17 protein-coding genes are annotated in these 19,690 nt (G+C 44.6%); 11 read left to right on the top strand and 6 right to left on the bottom strand.

The features are described 5' to 3' along the window. Positions 1-48 precede the first annotated feature (48 nt). Positions 49-1,590: a S10 family peptidase gene (locus BW947_RS15120; RefSeq protein ID WP_076500993.1), complete on the bottom strand. Its 1,542-nt coding sequence runs from the start codon at positions 1,588-1,590 to the stop codon at positions 49-51. Between the two features lie 210 nt (positions 1,591-1,800). Between BW947_RS15120 and BW947_RS15125 the strand changes: the two genes are divergently transcribed. The 4 genes from BW947_RS15125 (at position 1,801) to BW947_RS15140 (ending at position 7,729) form a co-directional block, all read left to right on the top strand. Beyond that, positions 1,801-2,340: a thioredoxin family protein gene (locus tag BW947_RS15125; RefSeq protein ID WP_076500996.1), complete on the top strand. Its 540-nt coding sequence runs from the start codon at positions 1,801-1,803 to the stop codon at positions 2,338-2,340. Between the two features lie 242 nt (positions 2,341-2,582). Then, the gene (locus BW947_RS15130) at positions 2,583-4,037 is read left to right on the top strand and encodes a sigma-54 interaction domain-containing protein (protein ID WP_076500998.1); all 1,455 of its coding nucleotides are present in this window, start codon (positions 2,583-2,585) and stop codon (positions 4,035-4,037) included. Positions 4,038-4,209: 172 nt separating this feature from the next. Next, entirely contained in the window at positions 4,210-5,682 is a 1,473-nt protein-coding gene (gene ccoG, locus BW947_RS15135; RefSeq protein ID WP_076500999.1) for a cytochrome c oxidase accessory protein CcoG, read from the top strand. A 445-nt stretch (positions 5,683-6,127) separates the two neighbouring features. Beyond that, on the top strand, positions 6,128-7,729 hold the full coding sequence (locus BW947_RS15140; protein ID WP_076501000.1) for an AMP-binding protein: 1,602 nt from the start codon (positions 6,128-6,130) through the stop codon (positions 7,727-7,729). A gap of 46 nt (positions 7,730-7,775) precedes the next feature. Here BW947_RS15140 and BW947_RS15145 read toward each other — a convergent pair whose 3' ends face one another. The 4 genes from BW947_RS15145 to BW947_RS15160 form a co-directional block, all read right to left on the bottom strand. After that, positions 7,776-9,578, bottom strand: coding sequence for an ABC transporter transmembrane domain-containing protein (locus tag BW947_RS15145; RefSeq protein ID WP_181317903.1), 1,803 nt, complete (start codon positions 9,576-9,578; stop codon positions 7,776-7,778). Between the two features lie 345 nt (positions 9,579-9,923). After that, positions 9,924-10,481: a heme utilization protein HutZ gene (gene hutZ / locus BW947_RS15150; RefSeq protein WP_076501003.1), complete on the bottom strand. Its 558-nt coding sequence runs from the start codon at positions 10,479-10,481 to the stop codon at positions 9,924-9,926. A 49-nt stretch (positions 10,482-10,530) separates the two neighbouring features. After that, the gene (gene hutX / locus BW947_RS15155; protein ID WP_076501005.1) at positions 10,531-11,085 is read right to left on the bottom strand and encodes a heme utilization cystosolic carrier protein HutX; all 555 of its coding nucleotides are present in this window, start codon (positions 11,083-11,085) and stop codon (positions 10,531-10,533) included. 131 nt (positions 11,086-11,216) lie between these two features. Continuing rightward, positions 11,217-13,322, bottom strand: a complete 2,106-nt coding sequence (locus BW947_RS15160) for a TonB-dependent hemoglobin/transferrin/lactoferrin family receptor (protein ID WP_076501008.1) — start codon at positions 13,320-13,322, stop codon at positions 11,217-11,219. A 257-nt stretch (positions 13,323-13,579) separates the two neighbouring features. On the opposite strand from BW947_RS15160, the gene BW947_RS15165 reads away from it, so the two are divergent. From BW947_RS15165 to BW947_RS15195, 7 genes are all read left to right on the top strand, one after another. After that, positions 13,580-14,359: an energy transducer TonB gene (locus BW947_RS15165; protein ID WP_076501010.1), complete on the top strand. Its 780-nt coding sequence runs from the start codon at positions 13,580-13,582 to the stop codon at positions 14,357-14,359. A gap of 210 nt (positions 14,360-14,569) precedes the next feature. After that, complete coding sequence (locus BW947_RS15170; RefSeq protein WP_076501012.1) at positions 14,570-15,334, top strand: MotA/TolQ/ExbB proton channel family protein; 765 nt, start codon at positions 14,570-14,572, stop codon at positions 15,332-15,334. Then, a complete protein-coding gene (locus BW947_RS15175; protein WP_076501014.1) occupies positions 15,331-15,768 on the top strand; it encodes an ExbD/TolR family protein in 438 nt (145 codons plus the stop codon). Before BW947_RS15170 ends, BW947_RS15175 begins: the two co-directional genes overlap by 4 nt. A gap of 105 nt (positions 15,769-15,873) precedes the next feature. Next, a complete protein-coding gene (locus tag BW947_RS15180; protein ID WP_076501017.1) occupies positions 15,874-16,833 on the top strand; it encodes a heme/hemin ABC transporter substrate-binding protein in 960 nt (319 codons plus the stop codon). A gap of 57 nt (positions 16,834-16,890) precedes the next feature. After that, positions 16,891-17,907: a FecCD family ABC transporter permease gene (locus BW947_RS15185; RefSeq protein ID WP_076501019.1), complete on the top strand. Its 1,017-nt coding sequence runs from the start codon at positions 16,891-16,893 to the stop codon at positions 17,905-17,907. Positions 17,908-17,917: 10 nt separating this feature from the next. Next, entirely contained in the window at positions 17,918-18,745 is an 828-nt protein-coding gene (locus BW947_RS15190) for a heme ABC transporter ATP-binding protein (protein ID WP_083948224.1), read from the top strand. A 98-nt stretch (positions 18,746-18,843) separates the two neighbouring features. Beyond that, on the top strand, positions 18,844-19,188 hold the full coding sequence (locus BW947_RS15195) for a DUF2956 domain-containing protein (protein WP_076501022.1): 345 nt from the start codon (positions 18,844-18,846) through the stop codon (positions 19,186-19,188). A 115-nt stretch (positions 19,189-19,303) separates the two neighbouring features. Here the strand turns inward: BW947_RS15195 and BW947_RS15200 are convergent, their stop codons facing one another. Further along, a complete protein-coding gene (locus BW947_RS15200; protein WP_076501023.1) occupies positions 19,304-19,639 on the bottom strand; it encodes a winged helix-turn-helix domain-containing protein in 336 nt (111 codons plus the stop codon). Positions 19,640-19,690 lie beyond the last annotated feature (51 nt).

Here is a 19,690-nt window from a genome sequence, read left to right on the forward strand (position 1 = left end):
CCATAAGGGCGTTAACGCGAATAAATCAGTTTTAACATACAACAACGACTATTTAGGATGATAAAAAGCACGAATATCCTGTACCAGTTGCCCTAACGATGTGGGTTCGACATACATCATGTGTCCCGCTTTATAGTAATGCATGCTAACGCGGCTCATATCTATGCCGTTATCGGCAAAGGTGTTTTCGGTGGCAAAAAATGGCGTAGCAAAGTCAAAGTAACCGTTACCGACAAAAATCCGCAGATCTTTGTTCTCGCGCTGCGCTTGACCAAGGTAAGGCGCGACGTTGACATAGTGCATCTGTTTACCACTGATATTCCAATTCCAGCTACGGTTCACATCAACGGAGAGTACGTTGAAAGGACGCGATAAAGTGACCCCCAAATCGTCATATAGGTATTGATGCATGGCAGCCGTATAAGCGCCATCAACCCCATAACCTGATGGATCATCGTCGGTTGAATCGCCGCCACTGTCGTAGTCTTTACCTATATAGCGGCTATCTAAGCGTCCAATAGTTAAATCTTGATCTCTTAGCAACTCCTTCGTGTATCGACTGGCACTGACGCGCAAATTAACCCGATCTAAATAATGCTCTGTTAAACCGGTAAAACGCGCCAAGCTTTTACGTACCGTTTGATATACCTCGGGGGTTAAACGACTGCCTTGTAGTAATGCGAGGGCATAATCCTTAATAGCAAATTGGCGCGCCTCATCAATAAATGTTTCTAATCCCAAGGCTTTATCTGCATCACTGACTTTATTGTGATAAAAAGCCGTTGCCGCCATTGTCGGTAAAAAACCAATATAAGGTTGGTTATTACCTGGTTGATAACGCGCATGACTAAAATCAAGAATGGATGAAATCAGCATAATCCCGTTAATAGAAATATCAGTCCAGCCACCTTGTAATTCATTGACTAGCGCGGCTGCACGGGTAGTACCGTAACTTTCACCGGCCAGATATTTAGGTGAGTTCCAACGCTTATGTTCAATCAACCAACGGCGCATAAATTCAGCAATTGACTGAGCATCTTCCTTTACGCCCCAAAAATCAGCTCCTTTTTTATCCCCCAAAGCACGGCTAAAGCCGGTGCCAACAGGATCGATAAATACTAAGTCGGATTCATCAAGCATAGAGTAATCATTTGATTCAATATGATAAGGCGCAGCACCATCATCTTTAGCATCGGGTACCACCACACGTTTAGGACCAAACAAGCCCATATGCAACCAAAGCGACGCCGAACCTGGCCCACCATTAAACACAAAGGTCACCGGACGCTGACGACTATCTTTAACGTCATCACGCAGATAGGTAATTGAAAAAATACTTGCCAGCGGCTCACCCTTATCATCTTTTAAAATAGTTTCGCCGCTTATCGCTTGATAACTTATTTTCTGCCCTTGAATCGTCATTTTATGATCTGTTTTAACCACTTCGGGGACTGTACTTTCAGCTTTAACGTCAACCTTTTTCACCGACTCGGCATGGCCAATCATCGAAAATAATAGCAACAGAGGCAGCACTAATAGTGGCCACAGTGATACAGCGGACTCTCGTCTACGCCAGCTTAAACTTGTCATCTTGTTCCCTTATAAGTCGTTATATTCATAATCTGCTTAAGCTTACAAATACTTAACAAAAGGCGCAAAACACAATTGCAACTAAATGCGTCAATACTGAGGGTTAAACTTGCCGACTAAAAAGCCATAAATTAACGCTAATTTAAGCCGTTAGCCGCTAAGATAAGCGCAACCTAAGCCTCTATCGGCAGATCTCAAGCAGGAAGTTTTATGAGCACCATCACTCTTATTAGTATTTTCATTCTTTGTTTATTAATAGGCGCTATCTTGCTGCTACTTTGGCAAAGACAAAAAGGCAAAACCATACCGCTAGCTGTGATATTTGTGCTGGGATTTTTCGCTGTGGGACTCGGCTCGATTATTGGATTTGTACATAAGGGTGAGGATTACCAAGCCTACCAAAAACTACAGTGGCGCACCTTAGCACCAGAGCAAATTGCGCCTTTAGTTGCCAAAGGTTATACCGTCTTTGTTGATATCACCTCTGATTGGTGCATGATTTGCAAAACCAATCAAGCCGAAGTCACCCATAGAGAAAAAGTTGTCAATGCTTTGATGGCCGACAATATTATTCTTATGCAAGGCAACTGGAGTGAAGCCAACAAAACAATTGAAAGCTATATGCGAAATGAAGGCGTGCCAGGAACACCCTACAATAAAATCTACGGTCCAAGCCACCCCAATGGCATTCTTTTGCCATCAAAACTCAGTATTAGCGACGTACTCAATGGCCTAACAGCTGCTCGTTAAGCTCATCAGTTATACATAAAAAGGCTGCCTGACAGCCTTTTTAGTAACAGCAGTTAAAATGTAACCAAACAATTTATTCGATCCAAAAATATTAGCTATCAGTCTGTCTATGGCCACAAAAAGCATATTAAAACCAAGTTTTGCGAACACATTTAAAGCCGCCCATTAATCCGCGATATATCGCGTGATTATATTTAAAGGTACACTCAAGCTATCTGCTAGCGAATCGAGCAAACCAGCCTATGTCTCAGCTTTCATCTACTGCAGCACTCATAAACAACCATTTTTTACCCGAGAACCAATTATTGCTTAATGCTGTTGGCGAAGGAATTTATGGCTTTGATTTAAGTGGTAATGCCGTTTTTATTAACCCTGCGGCAGAACGCATGACAGGGTGGAAGAATGAAGAGTTACTCGGGAAAAACATCCATGATTGTCATCACCATAGCCACGCAGACGGGAGCCACTACCCACAAGAAGATTGCCCCATTTATAACACTTTAAAAGATGGCATTACGCGTGAGATAACCCATGACGTATTTTGGCGTAAAGATGGTAGCAGTTTTCCGGTTCATTACAGCTCTACGCCCGTTTACCGCGCCAATGAACTGGTTGGCGTGGTCGCGATATTTCGCGACATTAGCATTCAAAAACAAACTGAGCTGTCATTACGCCAAGCATTAGCCCAAGTACAAGCCCTCTCAGAACGACTCGCTTCAGAGAACCATTACCTACAAACCGCACTCGCAGATAAAACTGGCGATGTGGATATATCAGGAAATAGCGGCGTGATCCGCCATATGATCCAGCAATTGCATCTAGTCGCCAATACCGATAGCACAGTGTTGATTTGTGGTGAAAATGGCACAGGTAAAGAGTTAGTCGCCCGTAATTTACATCAATTAAGCCATCGTAAAGACAAGCCAATGATCAGTGTTAACTGCGCTGCGTTCTCAGCCTCTTTATTAGAAAGTGAGCTCTTTGGCCATGAGAAAGGAGCATTTACCGGCGCCATAAGCCGCCGAAAAGGTCGCTTTGAACTCGCCCATCAAGGCACCTTGTTTCTCGATGAAGTGGCGGAACTGAGCTTAGAAGCGCAATCAAAATTATTGCGCGTTATTCAAGAGCAATCCTTCGAGCGCCTTGGCGGCAGTGAAACTATTCAAGTGGATATCCGTTTAGTCGCTGCCAGTCATCACGATTTACTCAAGCGAGTTGAGCTGGGATTATTTCGAATGGATTTGTATTACCGCCTAAATGTATTCCCTATTCAAGTGCCGCCACTGCGAGCAAGGATCGACGATATTCCTGAGCTAGTCAGCCATATTCTGCACAGTTTAAATCGAAAGCTTGGTAAAAAAATTCGCGGAGTGAGCCAGAAGGGACTGCAAAAGCTTATGGCATACACTTGGCCCGGTAATGTGCGTGAGCTGCAAAATATTCTTGAACGCGAAGCGATTTTATCCCAAAGCGATATTTTACACATTCACGCTATGCCTAATAGCCACCCACTCACTCAGGCTCACGGGCAAACTTTAGCTGAAGCAGAAGCCCTACATATAGAACAAACCCTTAAACGTTTACATTGGCGTATATCGGGTCCATTAGGTGCAGCAAATGTACTCGGCGTGCCAGCAAGTACGTTAAGATCACGAATGAAAAAACTGGGGATTAAGCGTCAATCTACTGAGATATAAGCGCAGCATACATACGAAAATGCACGATATATCGCCAATGTGTGATATATCGTGACTAGCACTTGGGCTGAACCTAAAAATAACCACATATATCAAACAGTTAAATCAACGCTAACTTGGCCTAGCGCTTGCTATAGGGAGGCAGATCTTATTTAAGCCGTTAGGACCCTTTATGCCAAAGTGCGAAGTTACCCCAAATTCTCCAAATGTGAATAAGTGTGTGGGTGCGAAGCCGCCCGCTGTAGAACTGCACATCCCGATTAAAAATCTCTCTAGCCACAGCTTGCTGACAACAAGTACACCATCTGGCAACATACATTTTCGAGAGCAGAAAGGCTATTTTCAACGCCTGCGTACCATGATGAATAGCTTGCTGATCGTGCTATTTTTCACTCTGCCATTTATCTCTATCGATGGCCGCCAAGCGATACTGTTAGATGTCAGCCAACAACAGTTTTTCTTTTTTGGTATCACACTGTGGCCACAGGATTTTACGCTACTGGCGTGGATTTTTATCGCCGCCGCTTTTAGCCTCTTTTTTATCACTGTATTTTGGGGCCGTGTTTGGTGTGGTTACCTCTGCCCGCAAACAGCATGGACTTTTATGTACGTGTGGATCGAAACGCGCATTGAAGGCAGCAGTAACAAACGTAAGCAACTCGACAAAGCGCCGTGGTCTGCCAGTAAAATAGCGAAAAGAACAACAAAACACCTTCTTTGGGGGCTCACAGCTCTGCTTACTGGCTGTGCCTTTATTAGTTATTTTATTCCTGCCCGTGAACTCTATGTGGATATATTTACAAGTAACGCCAGCTTTTGGGTGACTTGCTGGGTATGGTTTTTCGCCGTTTGTACCTATCTCAATGCGGGCTGGATGCGTGAGCAAATGTGCTTACATTGCTGCCCTTATTCTCGCTTTCAAGCAGTCATGTTCGATGCGAACACCAAAACAGTGACCTACGATGCACAGCGCGGTGAATCGCGTGGCCCTCGTAAACGTAAGCAACAAACAAGCCTAAATGAGCCTACTTTGGGTGACTGTGTTGACTGTAATTTATGTGTTGAAGTATGCCCAACAGGCATAGATATTCGCAACGGTTTACAATATGAATGCATCAACTGCGGCGCCTGTGTTGATGCTTGCAATGAAACAATGCTCAAATTCGATTATAAACAAAATCTTATCGGTTATATGAGTGAAAATGACATAAAAGGAGTGCGTTACACTTATTGGCGCTCACCGCGTTTCTTAGGTTATGGGATTGCGGTCATCATCATGTTAATTGTCATCGGCTTAGATTTACATGGCCGTAGCGAAATCCAGCTAAATGTTATTCGCGATCGACAAAGTCTGTACCGCGAAACGGCAGACAATAAGATTGAAAATACTTATCAGCTTAAGATCCGCAACAAAACCCAAGAGACTAAACAATATCAACTCGCCGTTGATAGTGAAATGCCCTTTAGCCTTATTGCCAATCCAATTATTACCCTAGCCGCTGGTGAACAACTCGACTACCCAGTCACTGTGTTAGCCGATAGAGATAACCTCGCCTCGGGGCGTAAAATAATTCAATTCTCAGTGACTGATATTAAACAACCCGATCAGCAAGTCAGTCAAAAAACAGGATTTTTTAGCCCTTAAAACTTAACCTTTAATGAATAGTATTAACCGTTAAATCAGCACTGAAGGAACCAACTTAAGTGCTGATTTATGCCATCCATTTAACATCACTACCGATAAACTCACCACGCCATCGATAGTCAAACCATGATATTGATTATCCACGCTATCTTTTGATACCGTTGCAATAAAAAATTAACTAAAACTTAACTCATTGTCGTACAGAAATTCACTCAAGCCAATATTAAAGCACAGCTAAAACACAATCAAAAAGTTCAAACTTAAGCTACAGTTAAGCCCTAGGCTTTAGAGTAAAAATACTTTTTTTACATAAAGATAGCATTATTGGCATCACGATTGTTTCGCGATAAGCATTGACCTTAAGTACAGACAACCTCTAATCTAAACACCTGTTTAACCCCAAAATAATAACAACTAATAAACATCATCTTTGAGGTAGTTCAGCATGGCATACGATCAAGATTCCCAACTTAAACTAAACTACAGCTCACTTGTCGATTTGATCGAGAAAACCAGTCTGCGTTACGGCGATAAGCCTGCCTATGTTTGCCTTGGTAAAACCAGCAGTTTTAATGAGATAGAGCGCGATTCTCGCTACTTTGCCGCCTACTTACAAAATGAAACAGCACTCAAACCCGGCGATCGCATTGCGATTCAATTACCTAACATTACCCAGTTTGTCATTGCAGCCTACGGTGCAATCAGGGCGGGGTTGATTCTGGTTAACACCAATCCCCTATATACCGAACGCGAGTTAATTCATCAGTTTAATGATTCTGGCGCTAAGGCGTTGGTAGTGCTGTCTGACTTATTACCAACCTTAGCCAAAGTTATCGACAGCACCCAAATAGAACTGGTCATTTCCACCCATCCATTAGATTTAATTGCCCCACAGGTACAGCCAAAAACAAGGCTTAAAAATATCGAGTTTTGCCAAATACTTAAACAAGGTGCTGAACTTAGTTTTACGCGCATAGCCCCTACATTGGCGACTCTCAGTGCATTGCAATACACCGGTGGCACCACTGGATTATCTAAGGGTGCCATGTTGACCCACGGTAATATGCTTGCCAATGCCGCGCAGGTAAAATCCCGCATTGGCAGCGTCATCACCGAAGGAGAAGATATCTTCGTTGCACCACTACCGATTTATCATATTTACGCGTTTATGGTGAACTTAGTCTTGTATTTCGAATGTGGTGGTTGCTCGGTACTTATCCCTAATCCTCGGGATATTAGTGGCTTAATTAAGACGTTAGCTAAATATCCTTTTACGGGTTTTGCGGGACTTAACACTTTGTTTGTCGCCCTATGCCATCAACCCGAATTTACCGCGCTGAATTTTAGCCATTTGAAAATCACTATATCAGGCGGCACTGCGCTCACTGCAGCTGCAGCAAATATTTGGCAAAAGACCACAGGTAACATGATTAGCGAAGGGTATGGATTATCTGAGACCTCACCAGTTGTTTCACTTAATGCGCCTGGTTATCAAAAGCTTGGCACTATTGGTAAACCCGTAATTGGCACTGAGGTTAAACTGTTAGATGAAAATAACCTTGAAGCCCCCCTCGGCATCGCCGGAGAATTAACCGTGTGCGGTCCACAGGTAATGCAAGGTTATTGGAACAATCCACAAGAAACGACGAATGCTATGACAGCAGATGGCTTCTTCAAAACCGGTGACATCGCTATTGCCACCGAAGAAGGGTTTCATCAGATTATTGATCGCAAAAAAGACATGATCATTGTCTCTGGTTTTAACGTTTACCCTAACGAAGTAGAAAACGTATTAGCCAGCCACCCCAATGTGATCGAATGCGCGGTCGTCGGGATAAAAGACGAGCATTCGGGGGAAGCGGTCAAAGCCTTTATCGTACTCAAAGATAATGGTGTTGACCAAGAGCAACAGAAAAGTGACATCCTACTCTATTGCCGCAAACAATTAACCGCCTATAAGCTACCTAAAGTGATTGAATTTAAGAGTCAATTACCTAAAAGCACCGTCGGTAAAATTTTGCGCCGCGAGCTTAAAGACCACGTATGAGCCTTAGCTATTCCCAGTGAATGAAACATGTCACTGGATTTTACCCTTAGGCAAAACTGGCATTAGCCTCTTCGGTTAACAATTGCAAACTGGCAAACTCACGATATAAATCATTCGATTGCATAAGTTCTTGGTGACGACCACAGGCAATTATTTCCCCTTTATCAAATACAAAAATTCTGTCTGCATTAATAACCGTTGATAGGCGGTGGGCGATAATCAAGGTGGTTTTACCCGCCATTAAAATATCTAACGCTTGCTTCACTTTTTGTTCACTCACCGCATCTAAAGCGCTGGTTGCCTCGTCGAGCAATAATATCGGTCTATCCGCTAAAATCGCCCGTGCAATGGCGATACGTTGTTTTTGTCCGCCAGAAAGCCGTACACCACGTTCACCTAAATAGGTTTGATAACCGTCACTAAATTCACTAATGAACTCGTGGGCACGTGCCGCAATACAAGCATCAATCACTTCTTGCTCACTTGCATCGACTCGTCCATAACGCACATTTTCAAGCACACTGGTGGCAAAAATTACCGAATCCTGCGGCACTAAGGCAAATTGGGCGCGTAAATCTTGGGGCGTTAGATCGGCAATATCAATTCCATCTAATCGAATACGCCCGTTAGACGGCACATAAAAACGCTGTAACAGCTGGAATAATGTACTTTTACCCGCACCACTAGGGCCAACTAACGCAACCCGCTCGCCCGCAGCAATGATCATATTGAGCTGTTTTAAGACTGAGGTATCGTGTTCTGGGTAGGAAAAGCTGAGGCATTCTATCGCGAGCTCACCACGAATATTTATTGGTAATGTCACAGGATTTGCGGCGACAGGGATATCGACTTGCGTTTCAGCCAGCTCAATTAACCGCTCGGCGGCGCCCGAGGCTCGCTGAATATCGCCGATAACCTCACTGATGGTGGCTACTGCGCCTGCGACCATAACTGCATAAAACATAAACGCAGACAATTCGCCGCCAGTCATCTTGCCAACCATCACATCTTGCGCCCCCACCCAAGTCACCAGCACGATGGCTGCAATACTTAAAAACATGACTGATGAAATCAACAAAGCGCGATATCGGATCCGCCCACTGGCTGCCGTCATGACGTCTTCGACGCGGGAGTTAAATAAGCTGCGGTCTTTATCCTCATGGCCATAGGCTTGTACTGTATGGATCTCGTGCAGCGTTTCATCCACATAAGCACCAAGATCGGCAACTCTATCTTGGCTTTCACGTGCCAGTACGCGCACTTTACGACCGAAAAATAATACAGGCCCTAATACTAAAGGCACTGCTAATAACACCAATAATGTCATCTTTACACTGGTAATCCCCATCATGACCAAACCACCAAGCACAGTAACACTAGAGCGCAAGGCCATAGAAAGGCTTGACCCCACTACGGTTTGTAGCAAGGTTGAGTCGGCGGTAAAACGAGAGATCACTTCACCCGTTCGCACCTTGGCATAAAATGCAGGCGATAGTTTAAGTAATTGGTTATAAACAGTAAGGCGGATATCAGCACTGACGCGCTCACCTAGCCAAGTCATCAAATAAAAACGGCAAAACACAGCAGCACCACTCAGCGCGGTGATCCCCAGCACGAGTAATATGATCTCATTAAGCCTTTGCGCGTTATCACGCACAAAGCCTTCATCGACCATCAGCCGCACACCTTGACCAAGGGACAACCAAGCAAGTGAACCTATTATGAGAAAAATAATCGAGGCGACGACTTTCATTTTGTAAGGCTTGAGAAACCCCGCAATCCAAGGTAGCACTGACCTTTGTCTGTTAAAGATGTCAGCTTTACTCTTTGCCGTTACATTTGACGTAATGTTAGCAGTGACGTTATCTGTAATATTATTTGTAACATTAGCCGCTTGATGAGCGCATTCCTGCGAGCGGTTCAATGGATCGGCAACAGATTGAATCGGTTCAGGCGGCTGAGATGTTGGCTCGTTCACTCTTGATATCCTTAAGGTAGAATTGCAGGTCAAGCATTACATCGGCATGAATAAAAGTGCCTGCTGCGCGATATTATATAAGGCATATAAAAGAGATGCTGGCAGTGAATGCTAAATTCAAGCGCTTACAGAATATTATAACTAAATAATAAAAGCCAAACCCGCATCAAGTGCGGGTTTGGTTAGATATACTCATTAAAGTAGTGACATTGAACGTTAAGCAGACTGTGTGTTTTCAGTCAGCTGGGCTGAACCATGGTGCCCATCGCGCTTCCAACCCACATCTAATAACTCTACACCACTAAGAACAAAAGCTTGGCCGAAACCTTTTACATATAATCCCTGATGGGGCGCGAGTTTGTATAAGTTAAAATCGGTTAATGCGGCAAGATTCTCAGACATTTCACCAAACCGCGCTGACAATACGCCAACCCCTTTGCTAAAGGCTGGACTGCCACGGGGAACCACTTCGGCAATCGCATCAAAGGTTAAACGTTTGCGGGCAAAAACTGATTTAGCCACAGTTTCATCTTCAACCAACATGACCGAGACTTTAGCCGAGTGCTTAAGGTTATGCCCATGACGAGCTAAATCACTGACCAAGATGTAAAAACCATCATCGGCCAGCGCAAAAGGTGCGTAGCTCGCATTTGGCTGTCCATCAATACCAAGCGTGGCCAGCTGCAAGCTTTTATGTTGTTGTTTAAAAGCTTCTATTTCAGGTAACAGCTTGTCTCTTAAACGCTTTTCTTGTTCGGTTATTTCAGGCTTCATGAGTTATGTTCCTTAAATATAATAATTTAATTCAGCGGCTTGATTGTGATTATGTAAAGGCCGTTGCCAGCGCTTTAAATTGGCGAACTTGCTCAGGAAATAACGCCCTTTGTTTATCGCGGCCTAAATACACTTTAAATACCACTTCGCCAGCACTGCCAAAAAAGTTAATCGAGTGGCTTTCACTGCCTCGAAATGGTCGACTGATTAATGCAATGGCACGCATGGTATCGACGTTAAGGTGCCCGTGTAAACCGTCGCCCTTGCAGTAAAGGTTGTAATAACCGTGGGCATATTTCCCCTGCGGAAAGTCACCTTTAAATTCAAACACACTGCCTGAAAGCATCACAATCGTAGTTAATTTGCCCCACTTGGGTAAGGCTTGTAATAATTCATCTAACTGAGCTAGAGGCACAAATATCACTTGTTCCGGCGGCAATGCAGCAACCACATCAAGCTCGGCAATACCGAGTTCACTGGCGAGTTGCGCCGGCATTACATCGGCTTGTTGCTCAAATCGTTGACGTAATTGCGCCTGTTGCTCAATTTGCTGAGCGGTTAAGTCTGACGCAACATCAAGCTCGGTATCGAGTGTCATCTTCATTAATGTTCTCCAAATAGAGTGGCTACTAAGTGGTCGCAGATAAAAGACTTGCGCACCGATATAAATGTATTGGCCGCGTTGATGGGTTTTAACGCCATCAACACGAAGATCAAGCCTCTTCAATGTGCTACTTAGAACATATAGCGCGCCGATAACTTCATGTTACGGCCCGGTTGTTGTAATGTTTGCCACGCTTGTAAGTACTGTTCATCACCGATATTTTCAATGGCGAAATCGACTCTAACGCCAGCCATAGCGCCCATAGTGGGCTCCCATGCGACATACACATCCCATAGAGTATAATCATCGTATTTTGCCACTTTAAAACCATCAGGCGTATTCGATTGACTCGCTACATACGTGACCCGCGTGCCGAGTTTCATGTCGCCATCCATAATGCCTTGGGATAAATCGACATTGAATTTATTGGCGGGTATCCCCTCAATATCATCATCGCTTTTGCGATCTTCACCGTGTGTTTGACCATAATTCATCGCCAAATGAGTTTGACCAATACGATAACGTCCGCTAATTTCAAAACCAGTTAAGCGCGCATCTTCAACATTACTCCACGAGGTCGTTTGCTCGAACCCAGGAATGCCGCGCCAAGGGTTAGATACCTGCTGCACGATAAAATCATCCACATCGTTACGGAAGATATTAAAGGTTAACGCCAGCTCATCATCGCCCGCTAACTCACTGAAACGTAAGTCTGCTTTAATTTCTTTATTACGCGCAGTTTCAGACTTTAAATCAGGATTAGTCGCAAACGTATTACATAAACCTTGGGGTAAAAATCCAGGAATAGGCGGAATGCAATAGTGGGTACCACTAGAAAACATCTCTTCTACCGTAGGCGCGCGAAAGGCTTGATCGTAACGGGCACTTAAGGTTAACCAAGATTGAGTTTGCCAAATTAAACCCAGCGAAGGTGATAACTCATTGTCATCGGATGAGAGATTAAGGTTATTACTGTCATTTTTATAGCGATCATAACGCAGACCGGCATCGAGATTTAATGTCTCAGTCAGCTCAATATCTGCGCGCGTAAAAGCACCCAACACTGTGGTTTCACCATCAATATCCCCCGGACGTTGGCCCACTTGCCCAGAATCATCACGCTGCGTTTCTATGGTATCGCGATAGCCGTCAACACCATAAGTCAGTAAAGTGCTGCCCAAGCGCGAACTGTTATTGAGGTTAATGCCCACAGTGCGATACTCAGTGCTGTCTTGCTGGCCTTTAGTAATGCGGTCTTCATCGTAGTCAGTACTGTTCCAGTACACTTGCATCTTAGTATCCAGATACGGATTATTAGCAGGATTAAAACTGTAATTTACGGTGATATTTTGATCGTCTGTCTTGCGGCGCACCAAAGGCACTGAGCTACTCACGGCAGCAGCAGGATTACTTGGCACTAATTCGTTGGTTTTATTCACTCTTGCTGATAATTCCAACCGTGACGCTTCATCGGCCTGCCAACCCAATTTGGCCAAACCACTACTGCCGTTAGATGCACTGTTATTTAGGGTTTCGTCATTGCCAGTTTTTATATTATTTGAGTCGGTGTAAGAGCCGTTCAATAACCAATCGATGCTGTCTTGTTGACCATAAATAGCACCACTGGTTTTAGTGCGCGAGCCATTGGTTTCATAACCTTGTTTGAAATACCCACCAAAAGTCTCATTGGCCGCTAAAAAATCCTGTGCCGATTTAGTGTTCTGCGCGACAACGCCACCCAAAGCTCCGCTGCCCCATAAGCTACTCGCGGGACCACGTAATACTTCTATAGATTTCAATAACTCTGGATCCATAAAATAAGATCCTCGGTGGCCAGAGCTAGTGTTTTGCCTTGCACCGTCTATCGTTTGTAATACTCGATCGCCACTTAAACCACGGATCTCAACCCCTTGTGATGATGCTCTTGGGCCATTAGTCAGCGTGATGTTCGCTTCGTTTTTAAGGGCATCGGCAACGGACGATGCTTGAGCAACGGCGAGTTGTTCTTCACCCACCACAGCAACACTGCGACTGGTTTCGGACGCTTTTTCGCTGACTCTTGTTGCGCTCACTAATACTTCATCAAATTCGGTTGTGATTAGCTTTTTTTGCACATCCTGTTGAATAATAGGCGCTTTGTTTTCTTCAGCCGCAACAGTAAAACTGAGCGCCGTTAAACCAAGGGCCGTACCATTGAGTGCTATCGCCATGGCGATCACTAACGGCTTTTTCTTCATCTCTTCATCCTCAAGTGATAATCAGCGGTTACTGCGTAATTTAATGCTGAGTTTATAGATTGTTATCAAACAAACTCATGGCCAATTAAGTGGCGTAAATTAGCAGCTTAGCTGTTTTTTTAAGCGCTCAGTCGAGCTATTGCAGGCACTCTACCTGAGATAATAAAATAGATCAAATGCTAATCATTATCATTTGCGATCTTGTTTATATTGCAGTATCTTAATTAGCGAAATGTTTTTATGGATAAGAGATTGCTGTGACACCAAAACGATATCTGGCTTTTGGCGCCTTGACGATTGCGATACAAACCGTAGTTATTGCCTCACAGCCTTCGGCCGCTATGTTACAAAACTCGCTGCTATCTAGCGCGGCAAAGCCATCCGTAGACACGAATCAAAATCGTGTCACGCTGAGCTTTATCACGCCGAGTAAAAGTGTCAGCGCCGCAGCAAACACCACGAGCACCACGCCTATACAGCAATCCACATCCAGTACGAAAAATATTAACAACGCGGCTAAACCACGATTAAGGTCAAAACCAATAGATAAGTCGATAGTTGCTGCGGCGGATAACGCTAAAGTGGCGAAACAAATTGAGCAGAACCTAGCAACACCTTCAGCTTCAGCTTCAATATTAAATAAAGCTTTGGCGGTACAAGATGTTGCTGCCGATTTAGTGGATAAAAACATCAATATAGAGCCAATAGAATCAACCACCAGTACGGCCAAACCTGATACCTCGAGCGCTAAAACCAACATAGTGGAATTAACAAAGCCACTTTTTGCTACGCAACCACCTAAGCCTGAATATCCACGGATAGCGCGTAGAAAAGGGCTAGAAGGAACGGCAACAGTAGAAGTAATGTTTAATGAATTAGGGGAACAACTGGCGCTAACACTGGTTAAAAGTTCTGGATTTAGTTTGTTAGATCAAGCGGCACTACAAGCGGTTGAGACTTGGCAGTTTGAGGCCCCTGCGCCAAAGTTAGCGAATCATTACAAGGTCACAGTGCCTATACGTTTTGCACTCAATTAATAACCTCAACTAATAACCTCAACTACTGAGCATCTCATTGAACGATTGTACTAAATTGAATAATTGCCCTAAAAACACAAATGTAAGCAATCTCAATCCCCAACATATACGCGTTCATTGCTTAATGTTGACCCAATAACTTATGTATTGGTTGATGCCTAGATACTGAAACACCTAGATATTGAAATTAACATAGATTGGAGAGGCTTAATGCCCATAACTGATTTTTCGACTTTACATTTTTCGGCTTTACATAATCAGCTCGGCGTACTGACATGGCCGCTATTGTTATGTGCTTTTCTGGCTTTTATGATCTGCCTTGAGCGTGGTGCTTTATTTTTGCATCAAACGCTATTGTCACTATGGCCCAAAAAACAAGCTTGGGTAAAAACGCTACGCCAATCATCGTCAATAGCCACCACTGACAACATCAACACACTGTTAATACAGACGAGCACACAGCAAGATTTACTCTCACGCGGTGCAACTTTACTGCTCAAACAAGCCCACCAGCCTAAAATCTTACGGGAAGAATTAGTCAGTCTGTGGCTGAATAAACAGCAACGAGACTTACAGGCTGGGCTCAAAGTATTACAAGTCATTGGCATCATTAGCCCGTTACTTGGCTTACTCGGCACCGTTTTAGGTTTGATTGAAATGTTTAATCAGCTCGGTCAATCGCAAGGTCCGGTCACACCCGCACAATTAAGTGCGGGGCTCGGGCTCGCAATGAATACCACTGCTGCGGGGCTTATTATCGCGGTTCCCGCCATCACAGCAGCACATCTTTTTGGGATCTGGGCTCAAAATCAATGTCAACGCACCAGCCATGTACTCAATCAAATTAACCTTTGGTTAGCCGGCATTAAAGACGACTCTCACGATGCACCTGATTATCAAGCATTTGAGCACGTCAGCCAGTCGAGTGTAGAGCCTAAACAGCCACTTAATAACCACTTTGAGACACTGAGATGATAAGCACAGATAAATCTTCGCTGTCGCATAATGGCATATCTTCACCAGAACAACTGCCAAGCGTTGATTTGACCGCATTAATCGACATTATTTTTATTGTATTAGTCTTTTTACTGCTCACCGCAAACAGCCAATTACTTAGCTTACCCATCGCGGTGCCGCAAAGCCCAAGTTCAGCCATTACAGCGGTAAAAAACCAACCTTCTATCGCCATTAATATTATGGCAACGGCCCCCTATTGGGCTATCGATGGCGAGCAATTTATGGATTTAGCCCGTTTTACCACTGTATTGATACAACGTTTACAAGTAATGCCCGAGGCAACTGTGGTTATCGCCGCAGATAAAGCTGCGCCCGTTGAGCCACTAATGCAACTGCTTGCGCTATTACAAACACAATCCATCAGTCAGACACAAATATTGATGGAACACTAAATATTTACACGACGTTAAGTTAACAGAACGTATTTAACCATCTGTCTATAAACCCAAAGTCTGAGCCTAATACTGTGGCGACCCAGATTTCATAGGAGTTAAACCATGTTGTTTCAAGCCACTAAAGTGCCGATAAAAATAGGCTCTCGCATGTTAAGTTTTTTACCTCACCGTATAAGTAAATCGCTGAATAAATGCCTATTTTTTAGCGCTGCTATCACTATGTTAGTTGCGCCTAATGCCTCCAGCGCTGAGCAACAAATACGTCTAGTGAGTGCGGGGGCGGGAGTCACTGAGTTGGTACTAGCCCTTGATGCCGGCAATAAACTGGTTGCCATCGACTCCACTAGTTACGTCCCTGAAAATTTGAGCCATATCGCTAAACTTGGCTACCACAGAATGCTCTCCGCCGAAGGCATTATTGCCCTATCGCCAACCGTCGTAGTGGGTTCTGATGTGATGGGGCCAGAAACCACACTCAAGGTGCTAAAACAAGCCAATATTCAAGTAGTGCAATTACCGACTACCACCGATGAGCCGCAGCTAATGAACAATGTGGATACTTTAGGTCAGTTACTCAATCGCCAAGATAAGGCAACCAAGCTTAAACAAGACCTACATCAACAGTTGCAACACCTAGCAGATAAAAAACAGCAAGTACGGGATGGCGGCACTCAACCCAAAATCCTCTTTATGTTATTGCAAGAAGGTCGCGGCGCACGGGTTGGCGGTAAAGGCACTGCCGCAGATACCATTATTGAGCTATCAGGCGCACAGAATGTCGCCGATTTTGAAGGCTATAAAAGCATGTCCCAGGAAGGGATATTATCCTTACAACCCGATCTTATTTTGCTGTCAACACGTAGCGAACAAGCCTCCGAGCAAACTCACAGTCAAATAGCCCAAGAGTTAATAAAAGAAATGCCATTACTCGCCCATACACCAGCAGGTAAAAATAAACATATTCAAACTCTTGCTCCACAAGCCTTATTAGGCGGTTTAGGATTAAGCGCAATTAGCGCCGCAGATACGCTTGCGAGCACGTTATTAACTCTGCATCAGTAAGTTGTTGCGCCAACACTAGCGGAAAATAGATCAGCAAATAAATATAGGAATTTAACCATGTTACTTAGCCGCTGGCTGTGGCCCAGTTTACTCACATTGTTAGCCTTGAGTTGTTTACTCTCGGTGAGCACAGGGCCCGTCAGTATTAGCTTGATTGACTCCTTAAGCGCGGTGATGAACTGGGCTACCCAACAAAACATGGGTAATATTGCGCCACACGAGCAACTGGTGATCAACACAGTGCGTTTACCTCGCACATTATTAGCCTTGGCGGTCGGCGCCATACTGGCCCAGTGCGGTGCAGTGATGCAGGGATTATTTCGTAATCCCTTAGCCGATCCTGGCATTATTGGCGTGTCGTCTGGTGCAGCACTTGGGGCCGCGATTTGTATTGTGCTATTACCCAATGCTAATGCGTTATTCATCCCCCTTGCAGCGTTTGCATCAGGACTTATCACCACATTGGTGGTTTATCGCCTTGCCAGCAGCCCAACAGGAACATCAGTCGTATTACTGCTACTCTCGGGCGTTGCCATAGCAGCACTCGCGGGAGCGGGTATTGGCGTGCTGACTTACCTCGCCAACGACATGGCACTACGTGACTTAACTCTATGGCAAATGGGCTCTATTGCGGGCGCGCAGTGGATTTATGTCAGCTTAAGCCTGGCAACGTTAATCTTGATCAGTTGGCGCTTTCGCCAAGATGCGGCAGCGCTTAATGCCTTACTGCTCGGCGAGGCTGAAGCACGCCATCTAGGGATTGATGTAGATAAACTCAAACTCCGGCTGATTTTACTCTGTGCTTTAGGCGTGGGGGTCAGCGTTGCCGCAACAGGAATTATCGGTTTTATTGGTTTAGTGGTGCCGCATTTAGTCCGCATGATGTTAGGGCCAGATCATAAACAACTATTACCCATCAGTGCATTATTGGGCGCAGCGTTATTAGCCTTGGCCGACATCGGCGCCCGCGCATTATTACCGCCCGCCGAATTACCCGTTGGGCTAGTTACTGCACTCATTGGCGCGCCATTTTTCATCTTTTTATTGCTGCAACAGCGCAGCAAATTAACCTAAGCGAATATCTATGGCCGTCACCTCTGATTTAAATATAACCGCTCACCCAGCTAAGGCGCACATTGAGCACACCCAGCTAAGCATTTGCCAACTTAATGTGGCCATTGGACAAAAAACGGTGCTTAGTGATATCAATGTGCAATTTAAGCCGGGCGCGGTCACCGCCCTTCTTGGCCCCAACGGTGCGGGTAAATCCACTCTACTTAAAGCGTTATGCCAAGAAATCAGCACACTAAGGCAAAGCATACGCTTAGGTCATCGCCAACTGGCTGACTGGCCGAGGGCTGAACTCGCAAAGTCCTTAGCGGTACTGCCACAACACGCCAGTTTGACGTTTCCCTTCACGGTAAGTGAAGTCGTCGCCATGGGTTTGTATCCCTTAACCATCAGTAAAAAAGCAGGCGAGATTTTAGTGGCTAACCAAATAGCTGAAGTGGGGTTAACCTCGCTGGCAAATCGCAGTTATCCAACGCTATCGGGGGGTGAAAAACAGCGCGTACAACTCGCTCGCGTACTAACTCAACTGAGCCAATCACCGTTTGCGCCCATACTGTTATTAGATGAGCCAACATCAGCCCTAGATCTTGCACAGCAACATAAAGTGCTCGAATTGGCTCGAAGTTTAGCCCACCAACAGGGGTATACCGTCATCGTCGTACTGCATGATCTTAATCAAGCCGCTCGTTATAGCGACCAATTAATTGTGTTAAAACAAGGACGAATTGTAAGTGAAGGTGTTCCTGCTGAGGCATTGTCAGTTGATACCATCCGCCAAGTCTGGGACTACGAACCAATATATGTACCCGCTCCGCAGGGCGGCCATCCATTGATTTTTTAACACAATGAAACTACTAGCCTGACGTTTTTGAGTCTGAATATGGGTATAATCAATAACATATACTTTTAGTACAGCCGCTTTAACTGAGGCAGATCCAAATGAAACCCACCATCTCGACAGAAACACAGCAAAACGCACTCGCAGCGGCAAAAGCCATCCAAAAACCGGGGCAAAACAAAGAGCAAACTAAGCTCATTGCCCAAGGGATTGAAAAAGGTATCGCGGAATACAAAAAGCTCCAAAAAGCCAAATCTCGTGAACGGGATAAAGCCCGCAAACAACAATTAAAAGCTAAATTTCAAGCAACAAATAATATCGATGATACTGACGAACTTGACGATAATAGTGAACCCCAAAGTCAGTTCACTACCACGACTTGGATAGTCATAGTAATGCTGCTGTTAAGTTGGGTGGGGTTCGGTGCCTATATTATCACCGCTTGATTGGAACACTGGGCAAGCATTGGGATAATGACTAAGCGGTTATGCACTTAAGGATTAACAGCTAAATAATTAGCTAAGCCCGACTGCTGACTCGATATCAGCAACACTGGCGAGTTCACGCACTCGCCGCGTTATTATCAGCCACACCAATCTGCTGTTCTATTTCAGTGATATGCGTATCAACCCAAGCACTACTGATAGGCCCCCAGGTGACGATACGATAATAACCTGAGTTGTTACGACTCCCATCCTGCACAAACTCAACTCTAATACCAATATCTTCAAAGGCGGCAATAGCATCTTGTAAGGTGCGACGTGGCATACCGGTTAACCTATTGAGTGATAATATATTATGCCGCTCATCATCCATTAAATGTGCTAAATACAGCTTTCGAAGAAACGCCTTATGTTGCTTTGAAACGGCTTGCGGTGTAGGTATGGCAAGTGACATAAAATAACCTGGCGAATGACAAATTGAATTAGCATTAAAATTACTTGATAT

The organism is Shewanella morhuae, from assembly GCF_900156405.1.
Classification (GTDB): Bacteria; Pseudomonadota; Gammaproteobacteria; order Enterobacterales; family Shewanellaceae; genus Shewanella; species Shewanella morhuae.

Bases quoted from the DNA above. Each gene is read 5' to 3' on its own strand.
- BW947_RS15120 (WP_076500993.1), bottom strand. From the start codon at position 1,590: ATGACAAGTTTAAGCTGGCGTAGACGAGAGTCCGCTGTATCACTGTGG.
- BW947_RS15125 (WP_076500996.1), top strand. From the start codon at position 1,801: ATGAGCACCATCACTCTTATTAGTATTTTCATTCTTTGTTTATTAATA.
- BW947_RS15130 (WP_076500998.1), top strand. From the start codon at position 2,583: ATGTCTCAGCTTTCATCTACTGCAGCACTCATAAACAACCATTTTTTA.
- ccoG (WP_076500999.1), top strand. From the start codon at position 4,210: ATGCCAAAGTGCGAAGTTACCCCAAATTCTCCAAATGTGAATAAGTGT.
- BW947_RS15140 (WP_076501000.1), top strand. From the start codon at position 6,128: ATGGCATACGATCAAGATTCCCAACTTAAACTAAACTACAGCTCACTT.
- hutZ (WP_076501003.1), bottom strand. From the start codon at position 10,481: ATGAAGCCTGAAATAACCGAACAAGAAAAGCGTTTAAGAGACAAGCTG.
- hutX (WP_076501005.1), bottom strand. From the start codon at position 11,085: ATGAAGATGACACTCGATACCGAGCTTGATGTTGCGTCAGACTTAACC.
- BW947_RS15160 (WP_076501008.1), bottom strand. From the start codon at position 13,322: ATGAAGAAAAAGCCGTTAGTGATCGCCATGGCGATAGCACTCAATGGT.
- BW947_RS15170 (WP_076501012.1), top strand. From the start codon at position 14,570: ATGCCCATAACTGATTTTTCGACTTTACATTTTTCGGCTTTACATAAT.
- BW947_RS15175 (WP_076501014.1), top strand. From the start codon at position 15,331: ATGATAAGCACAGATAAATCTTCGCTGTCGCATAATGGCATATCTTCA.
- BW947_RS15180 (WP_076501017.1), top strand. From the start codon at position 15,874: ATGTTGTTTCAAGCCACTAAAGTGCCGATAAAAATAGGCTCTCGCATG.
- BW947_RS15185 (WP_076501019.1), top strand. From the start codon at position 16,891: ATGTTACTTAGCCGCTGGCTGTGGCCCAGTTTACTCACATTGTTAGCC.
- BW947_RS15190 (WP_083948224.1), top strand. From the start codon at position 17,918: ATGGCCGTCACCTCTGATTTAAATATAACCGCTCACCCAGCTAAGGCG.
- BW947_RS15195 (WP_076501022.1), top strand. From the start codon at position 18,844: ATGAAACCCACCATCTCGACAGAAACACAGCAAAACGCACTCGCAGCG.
- BW947_RS15200 (WP_076501023.1), bottom strand. From the start codon at position 19,639: ATGTCACTTGCCATACCTACACCGCAAGCCGTTTCAAAGCAACATAAG.